The sequence below is a fragment of the Methylobacterium sp. SyP6R genome (assembly GCF_019216885.1).
Taxonomy (GTDB): domain Bacteria; phylum Pseudomonadota; class Alphaproteobacteria; order Rhizobiales; family Beijerinckiaceae; genus Methylobacterium.
Genome location: NZ_JAAQRC020000001.1, coordinates 4,813,499 through 4,830,054, shown reverse-complemented (window position 1 = coordinate 4,830,054; position 16,556 = coordinate 4,813,499). Strand labels below are relative to the sequence as shown.

General features: G+C 69.1%; 9 protein-coding genes. 6 read left to right on the top strand and 3 right to left on the bottom strand.

The window, feature by feature from the left end; genetic code table 11:
• The first annotated feature begins 436 nt into the window (after positions 1-436).
• Both HBB12_RS22190 and proA read left to right on the top strand, forming a co-directional pair.
• Positions 437-2,686, top strand: a complete 2,250-nt coding sequence (locus HBB12_RS22190; RefSeq protein WP_236991341.1) for a hypothetical protein — start codon at positions 437-439, stop codon at positions 2,684-2,686.
• Positions 2,683-8,691 (top strand): anti-phage protein ProA, encoded by a 6,009-nt coding sequence (gene proA, locus HBB12_RS22185; protein WP_236991340.1) that lies wholly within the window; start codon positions 2,683-2,685, stop codon positions 8,689-8,691. The genes HBB12_RS22190 and proA overlap by 4 nt, the downstream gene beginning before the upstream one ends.
• Before the next feature lie 735 nt (positions 8,692-9,426).
• On the opposite strand, the gene ilvA is transcribed toward proA, so the two are convergent.
• The 3 genes from ilvA to HBB12_RS22170 all read right to left on the bottom strand — a co-directional run bounded on the left by ilvA (position 9,427) and on the right by HBB12_RS22170 (position 13,164).
• A complete protein-coding gene (gene ilvA / locus HBB12_RS22180; protein ID WP_236991339.1) occupies positions 9,427-10,989 on the bottom strand; it encodes a threonine ammonia-lyase, biosynthetic in 1,563 nt (520 codons plus the stop codon).
• 99 nt (positions 10,990-11,088) lie between these two features.
• Entirely contained in the window at positions 11,089-12,162 is a 1,074-nt protein-coding gene (locus HBB12_RS22175) for an AbrB family protein (RefSeq protein WP_236991338.1), read from the bottom strand.
• 36 nt (positions 12,163-12,198) lie between these two features.
• Positions 12,199-13,164 carry a LysR substrate-binding domain-containing protein gene (locus tag HBB12_RS22170; protein WP_236991337.1) on the bottom strand — a complete coding sequence of 322 codons (966 nt, stop codon included), beginning with the start codon at positions 13,162-13,164 and terminating at the stop codon, positions 12,199-12,201.
• 178 nt (positions 13,165-13,342) lie between these two features.
• On the opposite strand from HBB12_RS22170, the gene HBB12_RS22165 reads away from it, so the two are divergent.
• The 4 genes from HBB12_RS22165 to HBB12_RS22150 all read left to right on the top strand — a co-directional run bounded on the left by HBB12_RS22165 (position 13,343) and on the right by HBB12_RS22150 (position 16,522).
• Positions 13,343-14,932, top strand: a complete 1,590-nt coding sequence (locus HBB12_RS22165; protein ID WP_236991336.1) for a catalase — start codon at positions 13,343-13,345, stop codon at positions 14,930-14,932.
• 145 nt (positions 14,933-15,077) lie between these two features.
• Positions 15,078-15,578, top strand: coding sequence for a CCDC90 family protein (locus HBB12_RS22160; protein ID WP_236991335.1), 501 nt, complete (start codon positions 15,078-15,080; stop codon positions 15,576-15,578).
• A gap of 40 nt (positions 15,579-15,618) precedes the next feature.
• Entirely contained in the window at positions 15,619-16,083 is a 465-nt protein-coding gene (locus HBB12_RS22155; protein WP_236991334.1) for a cupin domain-containing protein, read from the top strand.
• A 40-nt stretch (positions 16,084-16,123) separates the two neighbouring features.
• Positions 16,124-16,522 carry a RidA family protein gene (locus HBB12_RS22150; RefSeq protein ID WP_236991333.1) on the top strand — a complete coding sequence of 133 codons (399 nt, stop codon included), beginning with the start codon at positions 16,124-16,126 and terminating at the stop codon, positions 16,520-16,522.
• The last annotated feature ends 34 nt before the right edge of the window (positions 16,523-16,556 follow it).

Genomic DNA, 16,556 nt, shown 5'->3' with positions numbered 1-16,556 from the left:
AACCGATCCATCGCGCGCGTCCCTCGGCTGGCCCGGCATCATCGCGAGACGGCTCCGGTTTGGCGAGGGTCCGAAGTCGGCGGTGGCGTGTGACCCAGGGCGCCTTGCCCTCTGCATGCAGCTGGAACTCTCGATCGACGACGCTCCGGACTTCCATCGTTCATGTTCCCGTGATCATTCGTAATGATAATTATAAAATGGTTGATGGCGGCGGCGGCACCTTTGAAAACATAATTCTAATTTGTGTTTTAAATCTTGATATGTCAAATTTTTGTTTCGATGCTGCGAGATTGGCGGCCCGAAAAATATTGCGTTGCGCGCGGCATTCATCGTCTTGAACGGGAGGCGAAAACCGGCGACACAGATCGCAAGGCTTGCGCAGGGTGTCACGATGGGCTGGGGTGGACGGCGCGGTGTTCTGTCGATTGCGGCTTTCATGGCTTCGATCGGTCCAATCGTCGCGCAGGTTACGCCCCTCGACATCTTCGGAGGTCTGCTCGGTGCGGCCCAGATCCAGTCGGCGCGCGAGACCTGGGCCCGGCTCTCGACCCTCGACCGGTTCTGCGTCGATCGCGCGCTCGCACGGCGAAACACCACCATCGAAGGCCTGATCCAGAGCGGCATCGGCCCCGACGACGGACGGCTCGGCAGCATCTTCGGAGAGTGCCGGCGCTTCACCGAACCGAATCTCCGGCGCAATGTCGGCTGCACGACGACGGACGAGCACGGTTGGTCCGTCGCGACCACCTGCAACCAATCCTTCGCCACGCGCGATGGCAACAATCAAGTCCATCCCGTCGAGCCCCGGGAGGCGATCGAACTCCACTTCTCGGGCACGCGGATCGTCGTCGCCGAGGTCGAGACCGGCCAGGCGCGCGAAACGCGGCAGGCCCGGGCGGAAGCGCAAGGGCGGGCCGAGCAACTTCAGGTGCTCAAGACCAACCTCGCCCCGTATCAGCGCGACGCATCCCCGGTCGTGCGTGCCGAGGCCGCGCGGATCCAGGGCCGGATCGAGCAGCAGCTCGCGGCCCGCACCGGGCCCTCCGCGCCCGACACGGAGACGATCGACCGCGAGGTCGGCGGGCTCGGCCCCTTGTCGCAGGCCGAGGCCGTGCGCTTGTCCGCCCTCGATCGGATGAGCAGCCTGCGAGCGCAGGCCGAGGCGCGCACCCGGAGCGATGCTCCCGAGGGGCTGAAGGGCGGCATCCCGCAGGATCTCCAGACTTTCCTGTCGGGGTTCGTCGCCGACGTGACCGGGATCGTGCCGGAGACCAGCGACGAGCGCCTGAAGGAACTCACTGACGCCTACGCGCGCAAGCGGGCCCGGATCGATGCGGCCGCGCGGCTCGCCCGGGCGGTGACGGGAAAGAGCCGGTTCCTGCTCGAGGGCGGTCGCGGCGACCTGATCATGCTCACCAACGACAGCGGCAAGGCCCCGTCCGTCGTGCGCAACCTGCGCGGCGAACTGGTCTTCGAGGACGGCCGGGCCGCCGCCTGCCTGTACCACGCACCGCTCTCGGACGTTTTCCTGAACCGGCAGATCCGCGACCGGAGCGCCGGGCTCGGGGCCAAGCTCGACCTGCCGCTTCGGCCTTGCGGGCCCAACGACCTGGCAAAACAGGACCTGATCTTCGCCGAGCGCGAGCGCCTGCTGCGCGAGCCCGTCGACCGGGTGATCACCCTGGTCGAGGCCGTCAACGGCAACCTGTTCGCCCGGCTCGCCGTCGTCGATGCGGCAGCCCTCGCCGCCGTGCGGCAGGCGGACGCTGCGAAGGCCAACGAGGTCGAAGCGCTGGTGCGCGACCGCAAGGGTGACGGCTTCGGCGTCGTCGTGGTGCCGAATCCGTCGAGCGTGCTGTGCCGGGTCGTGCCCGACAAGGCCGAGGCGCATGCGGCCATCCTCACCCGCCTGTCAGATCGGATCGGCGACGAGCTGCCGGGTCGTCCGGTCGTCGCAGCCACCTCGGCGGATGGAGCCTTCATCTCGGTCAAGCGGGCCGAGTGCGGCGCGGTCTATGCCGGGGCAGCCGATCTCGCCGCAATCACCGAGGCGATGACCCGGGACGGCCTGTCCCACCGCTTCCTGCCGCTCTGGATCGCGCCGTCCGAGGTCGCCCAGGCGCAGACCGAGATCGACGAGGGCAAGACGCGCAGCGCCGAGGAGCAGTTCAAGCGCCAGCGCGAGTTGGATGACCGGCGCAGGCTCGACCGCGAGAAGGAGAAGGACGAGAGCGCCCGCCGCGAGACCCGGGAGAGGGCGTTGCGCGCCCAGTACGGCGAACGGGCGCGGTTCTTCGAGCAGGCTCTCGGCGAGGAGGCGCGCGGTTTCGCGACCGGGACGCAGCCCGACGCCTTCCTCTCGCGCTATCAGCGGCTCGCGCGGCACTATCAGGCGCAAGCCGAGGATCGCTGGGAGTTCATGTCGAGCGAGACGACAGTCCTCGATTACGGCACCGCCCTCTACAAGGATCGCCCCCTGGAGACCGCGCTGGCGACCACGCGGATCAGGATGCGCAACCGCATCAAGGGCGAGTACCAGGACGTCTGCTACGTCACCGGCTACGTCAACGATGCCGAGTTCGGCGTCACGCGGGATCCGTTCGGTGAGCCCTGCGACGAGGTCGGACCCAAGCTTGCCCGCTACAAGCTCGGCGAGCGCTTCTCCAGCCGGTGGATCGCGCCGTGAGCATCGAGACGATCGAACCCGTCGCGGACATCGAGACCGAGGCCACCGTGCGGATCGGCTGCACCGCCACGGAGCACGTCAGCCTCGCCTATCACGAGAACGCCATCCCGGTGATCCGGGAGATCGTCGTCGCCAACCCCTCCGATCGGGACATCGTCGACCTGCTGATCCGGGTCGAGAGCCGACCGGCCTTCGTGCAGCCGCTGACCCTGCGCATCGACCGGATTCCGGCCGGCGCGAACCATCACATCGAGGCTCCCGATCTCCGTCTCAATGCCGCTTTGCTCGCCGGCTTCACCGAGGCGAGCCGCCTGGAGCTGACCACGATCCTCGAAGGGGCGGGGAGCGCGCTGGCCCGGGACGTGGCGGAGATCCGTCTCCTGCCGCCCTCTCATTGGGGTGGGGGCGTCAGCGCGCCGGAACTGCTCGCCGCCTTCGTGCGACCCAACGATCCGGCCGTCGACATCGTCCTGCGCGATGCCGCGACGAAGCTCGGCGAGGCGGGCCGCGAGACCGGGCTGAACGGCTACACCACGGGCAGGAAGGCCCGCGCCTGGGAGCTCGCCGCGGCGATCTGGGCGGCGCTCGCCGACCGGAGCATCGCCTATGTCCTGCCGCCGGCGAGCTTCGAGCGGGCCGGTCAGAAGGTGCGCGGTCCGAGCGAGGTGCTGGAGCGGCGGGTCGGCACCTGCCTCGACCTCTCGCTCCTCTTCGCCGCCTGCCTGGAACAGGCGGGGCTCAACCCGGTCCTGGTGCTGACGGAGGGCCACGCCTTCGTCGGCCTGTGGCTGCAGGACGAGGATTTCTCCTCGGCCGCCGTCGACGACAGGCAGCTCCTGCGCAAGCGCCGGGATCTACAGGACCTGATCCTCGTCGAGACGACGCTCCTGACCCACACCCCGCCGGCGGGATTTCAGGCGGCGACGGCCCGGGGCGGCGCACAGGTCGAGGATGATGCCCCGGCCGCGCTCGAGGTCGCGATCGATGTCCGCCGCTGCCGCCGGCGCGGCATCCGCCCGATGGATCTCGGGGAGGGGAGGCCGGGCGGCATCGCTCCCGTGCCGACGGCTCCGATCAACCAGCCGATCGCCCCGCCGCCGTCGCTCGGCGACGACGAGAAGCGGCCGCCCGTCGACGAGGCCCCCGAAACCCCGGTCGGTCGCCTGGAGCGCTGGAAGCGCAAGCTCCTCGACCTTACGCTGCGCAACAAGCTCCTCAACTTCAAGCCGGGGACGGGGTCGGTCGCCCTCGAATGCGTCTCCCCCGGAGCCCTGGAGGACGGGCTGGCGGCGGGGCACGAGTTCCGGTTGAAGCCCGTCTCCGACGTGCTCACCGGGTCCGACGAGCGCAGCGCCGACCTCTACGCGAGGCGGCATCAGGACGACGGCCGTCGCAGCTACCTCGAAGCGGCGCTCGCCCGGCGGGAGATCTACACCACCGCGACGGAGGCCGATCTCGATCGCCGCCTGCTCGATCTCTACCGGCTCGCCCGCAACGGCTTCGAGGAGGGCGGGGCCAACATCCTCTACCTGGCGATCGGCTTCCTGTCCTGGACCCGCAAGGAGGGCGAGGCCGCCTATCGCGCGCCCCTGCTGCTGGTCCCGGTCGCGCTGAAGCGCTCCAGCGTGCGCGCGGGCTTCCGCCTGGCGCTGCACGACGACGAGGTGCGGATCAACCCGACCCTGCTCGAGATGCTGCGCGAGGATTTCCGGTTGCGGATGCCGGAACTCGAGGGCGAACTGCCGCGGGACGCCTCCGGCATCGACGTCGACGGCATCATGCGGATCGTGCGCGGGCATGTCCGCGACCTGCGCGGCTGGGAGGTGGTGCCGGACGTCGTGCTGTCGGCCTTCTCCTTCACCAAGTACCTGATGTGGAAGGACCTGGTCGACCGGGCCGAGCTCCTGAAGCGCAACCCGGTCGTGCGTCACCTGATCGAGACGCCGAAGCACTCCTATGGCGACGGCTCGCCCTTCCCCGAGCCGGCCAGCCTCGACCGGGACCATCCGCCCGAGACCGTGTTCGCGCCGCTCTCGGCCGATTCCTCCCAGCTCTCCGCGGTGCTGGCGGCGGCGAAAGGAAAGGACTTCGTGCTGTTCGGGCCGCCCGGCACCGGCAAGAGCCAGACGATCGGCAACATGATCGCCCAGTGCCTCGCACAGGGGCGCACGGTGCTGTTCGTGTCGCAGAAGACGGCCGCGCTCGAAGTCGTGCAGCGCCGCCTGCAGGAGATCGGACTGGGCGATTACTGCCTGGAAGTGCACTCGACCAAGGCGCAGAAATCGGCGGTGCTCAACCAGCTGCGCAGGGCCTGGCACGAGCGGACGACGCCCTCGCAGGGGGCCTGGGACGAGGCCACGCGCGAGCTCGGAGCGCTGCGCGAGGAACTCAACGGCCTCGTGAGCGCGCTCCACCGGCGGCGCGAGAACGGTCTCTCGGCCTACGAGGCCTTCGGCCGCGTGATCGTGGCCGGCGGCGGCGATACCGGGCTCCGGCTCACCTGGCCGGACCATCGCGCCCATGACCCGCAGACGCTGGCGGCCTTGCGCGCGGGTTGCCGCGAGCTGCGTCCGGTCCTCGCCGCGGTGGGCTCGCTCGCCGACCATCCTCTTCAGGGCGTCGAGGCCACGCAATGGTCGCCGGTCTGGCGCGACGACATGAGCGCCGCGATCGAGGCCGTCGAGAGCACGCTCATGGCCTTACGCGCCAGCGGACAGGCCTTCGCCGGGGCGATCGGCCTGCAATCCCTGCTCGCGACCTACACCGGCACGCGCGGGCTCGCGGTTCTCGGCAACTTCCTGGTCCGGCCCGAAGCGCGATGCGGGGCGGCCTTCCTGGCCGACGGCACGGGCGATCTGCATCGGGCTCTCGCGGCGCGCGAGCACTTCCAGGGAACGCTGGACGCGCTGCTCGGCCGCCTTTCGGGCCGGTACCGTGCCGGCATTTTCGATCAGGATCTCGCCGGCCTCCAGGCGGAATGGGCGGCCGCGCAAGCCTCGAACTTCCTGGTGAAGGGAGGAAAGCTCAAGAAGGTCCGAACGCAGGTCCAGCCCTATGCCGAGGGGGCGCTGCCGGAGGATATCGGGCCGGATCTCGTCGGGCTCATCGAGGTCGCCCGGCACGTGAAGCTAGGCTGTCCCGGGGACGCGCTCCTCGCCCGGCTGGGGCCGCCCTGGAGCGATCCGAACACGCCGGCCTCCGAGTTTCAGGCCGCCGTCGCCTGGGCCGAGAAGGTCGAGCGTCTCCTCGACATCCTCGGTCCCCCCTCGCTCGGCATCGAGGGCTTACGCGATCACCTGGTCCAGCTCGTCGAACGCCAGGCCCGGTCCCTCGCCGAGGGCGGACGCATCGCGCAAGGATACGCGGCCTTCGAGCAGGATCGCGGGCGGGCGACCAAGGCCATGGGGGCGCTCGGCCGGCTCGCCGGGCGTGCCGATCCCGATGAGCCGCTGGCGACCGGGTCCGACTGGATCGACGCCAGCATCGCCCAGGCACGGCTTTGGGCGTCCGGGCTCGGCCGCGCGCAAGGGTGGTGCGCCTGGCAGGCGGCGGCGCAGAACGCCCGCGGCCGCGGCCTCGCTCCGCTGATCGAGGCGCTGGAAGAGGGCAGGGTCGCACCCGATCGAGCCGAGGCCGCGTTCGAGACGGCTTACGCGCGCTGGTGGATCGACCGCGTCGTCAGCCACGATCCGGTGCTGCGCCGCTTCCTGCCGGAACGCCACGAGGACACCATCGCGCGCTTCCGCGCGGCAGACGCCCGCGTCACCGAACTCTCCAAGCAGGTCGTGCGCGCGCGGCTCGGCGGCGGCATTCCCGGGCCCACGGCCTTCGGGGCCGATCCGGAATGGGGCACGCTCTCGCACGAGCTGACGAAGAAGGCGCAGCACTTGGCCCTGCGCAAGCTGTTCGGCAGGATGCCGACGGCGCTGACCAAGCTCACCCCCTGCGTGATGATGAGCCCGCTCTCGATCGCGCAGTATCTGCCGCCCGACAAGGAGCCGTTCGACGTCGTCATCTTCGACGAGGCCTCGCAGATCTCGCCCTGGGACGCCGTCGGGGCGATCGCCCGGGGCCGGCAGGTCGTCATCGTCGGCGATCCCGAGCAGCTGCCGCCGACCAATGTCGGCGATCGCGGCGTCGACGACATCGAGGACGGCAGCGACGTCACCGACCAGGAGTCCATCCTCGACGAGTGCCTGGCGGCCAACATCCCGCGGCGCAACCTCGACTGGCACTACCGCAGCCGCCACGAGAGCCTGATCGCCTTCTCGAATGCCCGCTACTATGGCGGGCGGCTCGTCACCTTCCCGTCGCCGGTGACCGACGACCGCGCGGTGCGGCTCTCCTTCGTGCCGGGCGGCGTCTACGAGCGCGGCGGGGCCCGCGTGAACCGGCCTGAAGCACAGTCAATCGTCGCCGAGATCGTGCGCCGCCTGCGCGATCCGGGCTTCGCGCAGGAGCGCCGCTCGCTCGGCATCGTCACCTTCAACGGCGAGCAGCAGCGCCTGATCGAGAACCTGCTCGACGCGCAGCGGCGGTCATACCCGGAACTCGAGCCGTTCTTCGACAAGGACCGCTGGCACGAGCCGGTCTTCGTGAAGAACCTGGAGAACGTGCAGGGCGACGAGCGCGACGCGATCCTGTTTTCCGTGGCCGTCGGACCGGACCAGGCGGGCCGGCCGGTCAGCACCGTCTCCTCCCTCAACAAGGACGGCGGGTACCGCCGCCTGAACGTCGCGATCACCCGCGCCCGCCGCGAACTCGTCGTCTTCGCCTCGCTGAAACCTGAGCAGATCGACCTCGGTCGGACCCGGGCGCGCGGCGTGCGCGACTTCAAGCACTTCCTCGAATTCGCCGATCGCGGGGCACGCGCCCTCGCCGAGGCCTTCGCGCCAACGGGAGGCGACGTCGAGTCCCCGTTCGAGGCTGCCGTTCTCGCCGGCCTCGAGGCGAAGGGCTGGCGCGTGCACACCCAGATCGGTGTGTCGGGGTTCCGGGTCGATCTCGGGGTCGTCCATCCCGACGCGCCCGGCCGCTATCTCGCCGGCGTCGAGTGCGATGGGGCGACCTATCACAGCTCCGCCACGGCGCGTGACCGCGACCGCCTGCGCGAGCACGTGCTGACCGGTCTCGGCTGGCGCATCCGCCGGGTCTGGAGCACCGAGTGGTGGATGAACGCAGATTCTGCGCTCGCCAAGCTCGACCAGCGCCTGCGCGAGGACCTGGAACAGGATCGCGCGCGCTCAGCCGCAGCTCCGGCTGAAGAAGCTCCTGAACCTGTCGACGTGGAGCTGGATGGACCCGAATCCGTGGACGACGTGTCAGCGGAAGTGGCCGCTGCAGACGTTGTGCCGGAGCCAGCCAACGATCCGCAGCCGGAACGAGATCCGGAGCTGCCACGCCTCTACGCGGACCAGGCCAGGCCCTCGACCGCCCCGACGATGGAAGCCGAGCCCCTTCATGACGAGCGGGTCTACCGGATCGCCGACTTCGCGGATCTCGGTTTGCCGGTCGAGCCGGAGCGGTTCTACGACGCCGCCTACCGCACGACCCTGGCTGCGATGGTCGCGCACGTCCTCGCGGTCGAAGCGCCCATCTACGAGGATGTCCTCGTCCGGCGCATCGCCCGCGCGCACGGGTTCAATCGTGTCGGCCCCCTGATCCGCGCAGCGGTGTCCGACCAGATCGACGCTTCGATTGCGCGAACCGACGATGATGGTCGGACGGTTCTGTGGCCATCGGGCGAGGAGCGACGGGCGAGCCATCCGCACCGGTCGGCTGACGCGACCGTGCGCGGCCACTTCGACACGCCGATGGCGGAACTCGTCGGGCTTGCGGGGACCCTCCGAGCCAGTGCTTCGGAAACAGAACGCATCAGATTGATGGGCCACGCACTCGGTCTATCCCGCATCGAGGCCTCGGCACGGGAGCGCTTTGAGCGGGCGAGCGCGTTGGCGCGCACGCAAGCTTGGGCTGGCAATTCTCACGAAGTTCCGTCCATTTAGGACGGAGGAAGAGACGGGGGACGCCGATCCAGAAACGGGGGCGTGGCTCATTCCGACTCATGGCCCATTAGCCGTTTCCTTATACCAACGGCCCAAGATGCTGACGCATCGATTCGATCTCGGGCAGGCCCGAGATCGACGGGGCCGTTGACCCTTCTCGAATTTTCGATCCCAAGCCGGAGACTTGGCGAAAATCCGAGAACGGAACCAAAGGTCGTTTTCAACGACCGTCGGTATAAGTTGTTCACCGGCTTCGCGGTCCCTAGCGAATGAAACTGTTTCGCTATCCAGGGCGGCAAATACTACCCTGTATAGCGAGTTTCTATTTAGTTCCACACCGTCTTTCGGCCGACTCGCCCTGGATGAAACTGGCGAGGTCATGCGGGTGTGATAGCATGGCACCGCCGTCGGCGAAGATGTCGGTTTTTCTATGGTGCAGAAGAGCCCGTTATTCAGTTGGACCCGGGGCGCCTCGAACCCCCCCCACTGGAGTCATACGATTTCCGACTGATCGCTTCGCGATGCGGAAATCGGCTTCGCTCAGGCGTGTGAAGCCTACGGCTTCACCGCGTGGGCTGGTGATACGGCTTCCGGAAGGAATCTTCCGGAAGCCGTATCATATGCCGTTGGTATCATGTGCGATCGCCCTGCCCGCAGAGGGAGGGTGAACCTATGCCACTTTCTTCCCGGACGGCCCTTCATCAACGGAGGAGGAAACTGCCCCCGAACAAAGCCTTACGCCGCCGGCGCCGCAATCGCCTCTCGCGCCTTCACCTCCCGCGGCTGTCCATCGAGGAACAGCCGGTAGGCCGCATTGTCGGTCTCGTCGACATGCTCGTAGCCGAGTTCCGCCAAAGCCGCGGCGAACTGCCCGCGCTCGGCTTCCGGCACCTGGATGCCGGCGAGAACCCGGCCGTAATCGGCACCGTGGTTGCGGTAGTGGAACAACGAGATGTTCCAGGCGACGCCGAGGCTGTCGAGGAACTTCAGCAGCGCACCCGGGCGCTCCGGGAACTCGAAGCGCAACAGCCGCTCGTCGGCGAGGCCCGGCACACGGCCGCCGACCATGTAGCGGACGTGGAGCTTCGCCACCTCGTTGTCGGTGAGGTCGACGAGGGGGTAGCCGAGGCCGCGCAGCTCCGCGATCAGGGCCTCCTTCTCGGGCCGCCCGCCGGCGAGCTGCACGCCGACGAAGATCTGCGCCTCGGCACCCGGCGCGTAGCGGTAGTTGAACTCGGTGATGGCGCGCCGGCCGATGGCCCGGATGAAGGCGCGGTAGCTGCCCGCCCGCTCGGGGATCGTGACGGCGAGCAGGGCCTCGCGGCGCTCGCCGATCTCGGCCCGCTCGGCGATGTGGCGCAGGCGGTCGAAGTTGAGGTTGGCGCCGCTGTTGATCGCCACCAGGGCGCCCGAGCCCATGCCGCCGCGGGCGGCGTATTCCTTCAGGCCCGCCACCGCCAGCGCGCCGGAGGGTTCGGACATGGCGCGGGTGTCGTCGAACACGTCCTTGACCGCGGCGCAGATCGCGTCGGTATCGACCGTGATCACCTCGTCGATGTACTGGCGGCAGAGCCGGAAGGTCTCGGCCCCGGCCTGGCGCACCGCGACGCCGTCGGCGAAGAGGCCGACCGTGTCGAGCACCACGCGGTCGTCCGCGGCGATCGCCGCCGCCATGCTGGCGGCATCCGCCGGCTCGACGCCGATCACCTTGGTCTCGGGCCGCATGAACTTGATGAAGGTGGCGACGCCTGCCGCCAGGCCGCCGCCGCCGATCGGCACGAACACCGCCTCGATCGGGTCGCCGTGCTGGCGCAGGATCTCGAGCCCGATCGTGCCCTGGCCGGCGATCACGTCCGGATCGTCGTAGGGATGGATGAAGGTCAGCCCCTGCTCGGCCTCGAGCCCCTTGGCATGGGCATAGGCCTCGTCGAAGGCGTCGCCATGCAGGACCACCTGGCCGCCGCGGGACTTCACGCCCTCGACCTTGATCGCCGGGGTGGTGCGCGGCATCACGATGACGGCGGTGACGCCGAGTTTTTTGGCGGCGAGGGCCACGCCCTGCGCGTGGTTGCCGGCCGAGGCGCAGATCACCCCGCGGGCCAGGGCCTCCGGCGCCAGGCTCGCCATCTTGTTGTAGGCGCCGCGAATCTTGAACGAGAAGACCGGCTGCAGATCCTCGCGCTTGAGCAGCACCTTGGCGCCGAGGCGCTGCGACAGGCGCGGCATCGGATCGAGCGGGCTCTCGATGGCGACGTCGTAGACGCGGGCCCCGAGGATCTTCTTGATGTAGTCGTGCACGGCTTTACGTCATGATCCGAGGGCGGGGGGCGCCCCGCCGGAGGCGCCGGAATAGCGGGTTTCGCTGCGGGATGCGAGCTTGACTGATGCCGGTCGGTCTCAGTGGGCCTCTCCGGCACTGCGAGAAATCCATTTCGCCACCATCGGGCCGGTGACGATGACCACGAGGAGACGCAGGGTCTGCACCGCCAGGACGAAGGACACGTCCGAATGGGTGCCGATCGCGATGATCGCCACCGAATCGAGCCCGCCCGGGCTCGTCGCCAGATAGGCAGTGAGGAGATCGATCGGCAGCAGGAAGGTGAGCCCGAAGGCCCAGAGCCCGCAGAGCCCGATCAGCCCGAAGGTCGCCACCAGCACCCCCGGCAGGGCGAACAAAGTCGCCCGCACGGTGGCGGGGGTGAAGCGCAGGCCCACCGTCCAGCCGATCCCCGCATAGGCGAGCGCGAGCAGCCAGGACGGCAGGGCCAGCTCGGCGAGGCCGGTCGAGTGGAGCGTGGCGCCCAGGACCAGCGGGCCGATCATCGCGCCGGCCGGGATGCGCAGGCGCAAACCCACCCAGGCGCCGATGCCCGCGACCGCGAGGGTGGCGAGGACCGAGAGCGGCGCCGGATCCATGCCGGAGCCGGGCGGCCCGGCGCTGCCCCCGGCGAGGAAGCGGGCGACCAGCGAGGCGGTGAGCGCCACGCAGGCGACGCGGACATATTGCATGAAGGCGACGAGGCGCGGATCGGCGCCGAATTCCTCCGCCATTGCCACCATGGCGGAGGCGCCGCCGGGGGAGGAGCCCCAGGCCGCGGTAGTGCCCGGCAGGAGGCGGATGCGGGTCAGCAGCCAGCCGGTCATCGACGCCGCCACGACGGTGACGCCGACCACCGCCAGGATCAGGAACCCGTCCTCGAGCAGCGTCGCGGCGATCGAGGCATTGACCGCATGCGCGACGAGGCAGCCGATCAGCGCCTGCGCGGCCTGGAAGCCGGGCTTCGGCACCCGGATCGACGCGCCGCGCACCCCGAACGCGATGCCGGCGAGCATCGGCCCGAGCAGCAGGGCGGCCGGGAAACCGGCGAGATGGAACAGCCCCGACAGCGCCCCGGAGACCGCGACAAGGCCGGCCCACAGGGCCACGGCGCGGGGCAGCGAGCTGCGCGAATCCGGCGGGGCGGGTGGCATGGCGTCCTGGTGTTTCGGGGAAGACTCGCCCGCTCGCTATACGGAAATCGCAAGACTGTCGCGGTCGATGCCCTTTGCCTCCGGCTGCCCGAGGGGCAGCGTTGCATCCGGCGCATGCTGGCGGAAGAACGCGGCGAGTTCGCGCAAGCCCCCGGTGCGCGGATCGCTGGCGCGCCAGGCGAGCGCGATGGTGCGCCGCGGGCCCTCTGGCCCGAAGGGGCGGCAGATCGTGAGCCCGGTCGGATCCGGCCCGGGCGGGGCGGCGAGCGCCGGCAGCAGGGTGTAGCCGGCGCCCGCCGCCACCATCGAGCGCAGGGTCTCGAGGCTGGTTGCGTGACGCCCGCTCGCCGGCCCGGCGCCGCAGGCCGCCAGCGCCTGATCGCGCAGGCAGTTGCCCTCGTCGAGGAGCAGGAGGTCGGGCCCGGCGAGATCGCCCGGGAGCGGCGCCGGTTCGCCTGCAAAGGCGTGCTCGGCCGGACACGCGAGCAGGAACGGCTCGTCGAACAGCGGCACCACCGTCAGCCCGGCCTCGGGGATCGGCAGGGAGATCAGCGCCGCGTCGGTCCGGCCCTCGCGCAAGGCATCGAGGATTTCCGCCGTGCGCCCCTCGCTCAAGCCGAAGGCGAGGTGGGGGAAGGCCTGGCGCAGGCCGCGCAGCACCCGGGGGAACAGGTAGGGGCCGAGCGTCTGGATCGCCGCCAGGACGAGGCGGCCGCGCAAGCCGTGCCCGCACCCTTCGCGCGCGAGGAGGAGCAGCGCTCTCGCCTCCGCCAGCACCGCGCGGGCCTGGCGCACCACCGCCTGGCCGTTCGGGGTGAGAAGCACCCGGCGGTTCGAGCGCTCGAACAGGACGAGGCCCAGGGCCTCCTCCAGCTTGCGCACCTGCACGCTCAAGGTGGGCTGGCTCACGGCGCAGCGCTCGGCGGCCCGGCCGAAATGGCCCTCATCGGCGACCGCCACGACATATTCGAGATCCCGGAGGGACAGGCCGGCGACGTTCATAGGCTGTGTCTATCGGAAGTTTCGCAACGATGCATTTGTTTTCGGGTCGCTCAGCCTTCATACGCTGAAGCCAGACCAGTTCCAGGGTGTTGGCCGGCTGGCCGGCACCCCATGTGAGCGGTCTCTCGCACGGTGTCCCCGTCCCGGCACGCCGTGCCTGCCTGCCAGAGGAGTTCCCATGAGCGACCAACGCCCGATCCTGACGACCCGCCAGGGCCACCCGGTCCGCGACAATCAGAGCATGCGCACGGTCGGCGAGCGTGGCCCGGCGACCCTCGAGAACTACCAGTTCATCGAGAAGATCACCCATTTCGACCGTGAGCGGATCCCCGAGCGCGTGGTTCATGCCCGCGGCGCCGGCGCCCACGGCTATTTCGAGGCCTACGGCACGATCGGCGGCGAGCCGGCTTCGAAGTACACCCGCGCCCGCGTCCTCAACGAGACCGGCGTGAAGACGCCGATGTTCGTGCGCTTCTCGACCGTGGCCGGCGCCAAGGAGAGCCCCGAGACCGCCCGCGACCCGCGCGGCTTCGCGGTGAAGTTCAAGACCGTCGACGGCAACTGGGACCTCGTCGGCAACAACCTGAAGGTCTTCTTCATCCGGGATGCGATCAAGTTCCCGGATATGATCCACGCCTTCAAGCCGGATCCGGTGACCAACCGCCAGGAGGCCTGGCGCTTCTTCGACTTCGTGGCGGCGCATCCCGAGTCGATCCACATGGTGACGCACCTGAAGTCGCCCTGGGGCATCCCGGCCAATTATCGTGAGATGGAAGGCTCGGGCGTCAACACCTACAAGCTGGTCAACGACCAGGGCGTGGCGCATCTCTGCAAGTTCCACTGGATCCCGAAGCAGGGCGTGCGCAACCTGACCTCGGCCCAGGCCGCCGAGATCCAGGGCCGCGACGTCGGCCACGCGACCAAGGACCTGTACGACAACATCGCCGCCGGCAACTTCCCCGAATGGGAATTCGCCGTCCAGATCATGCCGGACGGCCCGAACGACCACCTGTCGTTCGATCCGCTCGACGACACCAAGCTGTGGCCGGTGGACCAGTTCCCGCTGCTGCCCTGCGGCCGCATGGTCCTCGACCGGGTGCCGGACAACTTCTTCGCCGATGTCGAGCAATCGGCCTTCGGCACCGGCGTGCTGGTCGACGGGATCGACTTCTCGGACGACAAGATGCTCCAGGGGCGCACCCTGTCCTACTCGGACACCCAGCGCTATCGCGTCGGCCCGAACTACCTGCAGCTGCCGATCAACGCGCCGGCGCCGGGCGTGAAGACCGCCACCAACCAGCGCGACGGCCAGATGACGTTCTACGTCGACGGCGTCGGCGAGAACAAGCACATCAACTACGAGCCGAGCACCCTGGCCCAAGGCCTGCGCGAGGCCCCGAAGCCCGCAAAGGAGTACCACCAGCCGGTCGAGGGCAAGCTCGGCCGCTACCAGGCCAGCCGCACCGAGGACGACTACACCCAGGCCGGCGTGCGCTACCGCTCCTTCGAGGCGTGGGAGCGTGAGGACCTGATCGCCAACCTGGTCGCCGACATGAAGGAATGCCCCGAGGCGATCCAGCTCCGGATGGTCTGGCATTTCTGGCATGCCGACGAGGATTACGGCCGCCGCGTCGCCGAAGGCGCCGGCATCGACCTCGAGAAGGCCAAGGCCCTTCCGCCGCTGCCGGGCCGCGCCGCCCCGGGCCAGCGCCTGAAGGCCGAGACCTACACTGACGGCTCGCAGGCCCATAAGGTCGCGGCCGAGTAAGGCTTGAGGCTGCAAGGGTTTAAGCGATGATGAGCCCCGCCCGGAACGATCCGGGCGGGGTTTTTTGACGTAGGGTAATAGTGGCGGTGAAACGGTCGAGGTGCTATCTTCGATTGCGGCACGATCGCGTGCCCGGGTGCCCCGCATGACTGCCGTCGCCTTCGATACGCTGAAGCTCGCCCGCACCCTGCGGGACAAGGCGAAGCTGTCGCCGGATCAGGCGGAAGGTTTCGCCGAGGCGATTTCCGATGCGGTACAGGGCGATCTCGCGACGAATTCGGACCTCAAAGCGTCGGAGGCAGTTCTTCGCGCTGACATCAAGGCCGTTGAGACGGGTCTGCGCGCCGAGATCAAAGAAGTCGAAACGAGCCTGCGCACCGCGATCAAAGAGGTCGAGACGAGCCTGCGCGCCGAGATCAAAGGGGTCGAGACGAGCCTGCGTACCGAATTCGCTGCTCTCCGTGCCGACCACAAGGCGTTCGCCAGCGATCTGCAGGGAATGGAGAAAAATCTGCGCTCTGAGTTCAAGGCGCACCTCTCGGAGACTCGGGCCGAGCTTGCCAAGTGGATGATCGGTGCGGTCGGCTTGCAGACCGTCGCCATCATCGGAGCGATGGTCACCCTGGTCCGCATCCTCAAGCCCTGAATCGGCGTTGTCCCAGGCCTGACCTGACGAGGAGCTTGCCATGGACACACCCGAACCCGGCACCGGCGCCACGATCGGCGGGATGCAGGTGCGCTATCTCGCCCGCAGCGACGCCACCCATGACGCGCTCGGCATCTACGCCGTCACTCTGGCGGCTCGCTCGCCCGGGGCGGGTTTGCACCGCCATGCCCGGCTCACCGAGGCGTTCGAGGTGCATGAGGGCGCGCTCACCCTGCGGCTGAACGACCGCGACGTGACGGTGGGCCCGGGCGAGTTCGTGCTGGTGCGCCCCGGCGAGCCGCATGCCTTCGCCAATCGCGGCGACAAGCCGGTGCGCTTCACCCTGACCTTCACCCCGGCGCTCCACCGCGAGGGGTTCTTCGAGGGGCTGGCGGCTCTGGCGGCCGAGGATCGGCTGCGCGACGAGGATGCGATGCGGGCCCTGATGGCGGCCTACGACCAGGAACCGCTCGCCGGATTCGAGGGCTGGAGCGAGGTGGGCTGACGCGCCATGGTCTCGCCCTGACGAATCGGGAGGGCAGGGCATGCGGCGGCGGATCGACGGCGGGTCGAGCTTCGAGCGGGATTACGGCTATTCCCGCGCGGTGGTGCAGAACGGCTTCGTGTTCGTCGCCGGCACCACCGGCTACGATTACGCCACGATGACGATGCCCGAGGAGGCCGCCGCCCAAACCGATGCATGCTGGCGCACCATCGCGGGCGTGCTCGACGAGGCGGGCTCGTCGCTGGAGCACGTCGTGCGCGCCACCTACTATGTCACGGACCGCAATGACGCCGAGGCGGTGCTGACGGTCTGCGGCCGGGTCCTGCGCGAGATCCGCCCGGCCGCGACCCTGGTGGTGGTGGCGGGATTGCTGCGACCGGAGATGAAGGTCGAGATCGAGGTGACGGCGGTGATGGCCGGCCGGATCTCGACGATCTAGAGAGCTTCACGATCGCGTTGCAATCGCGAAGCTC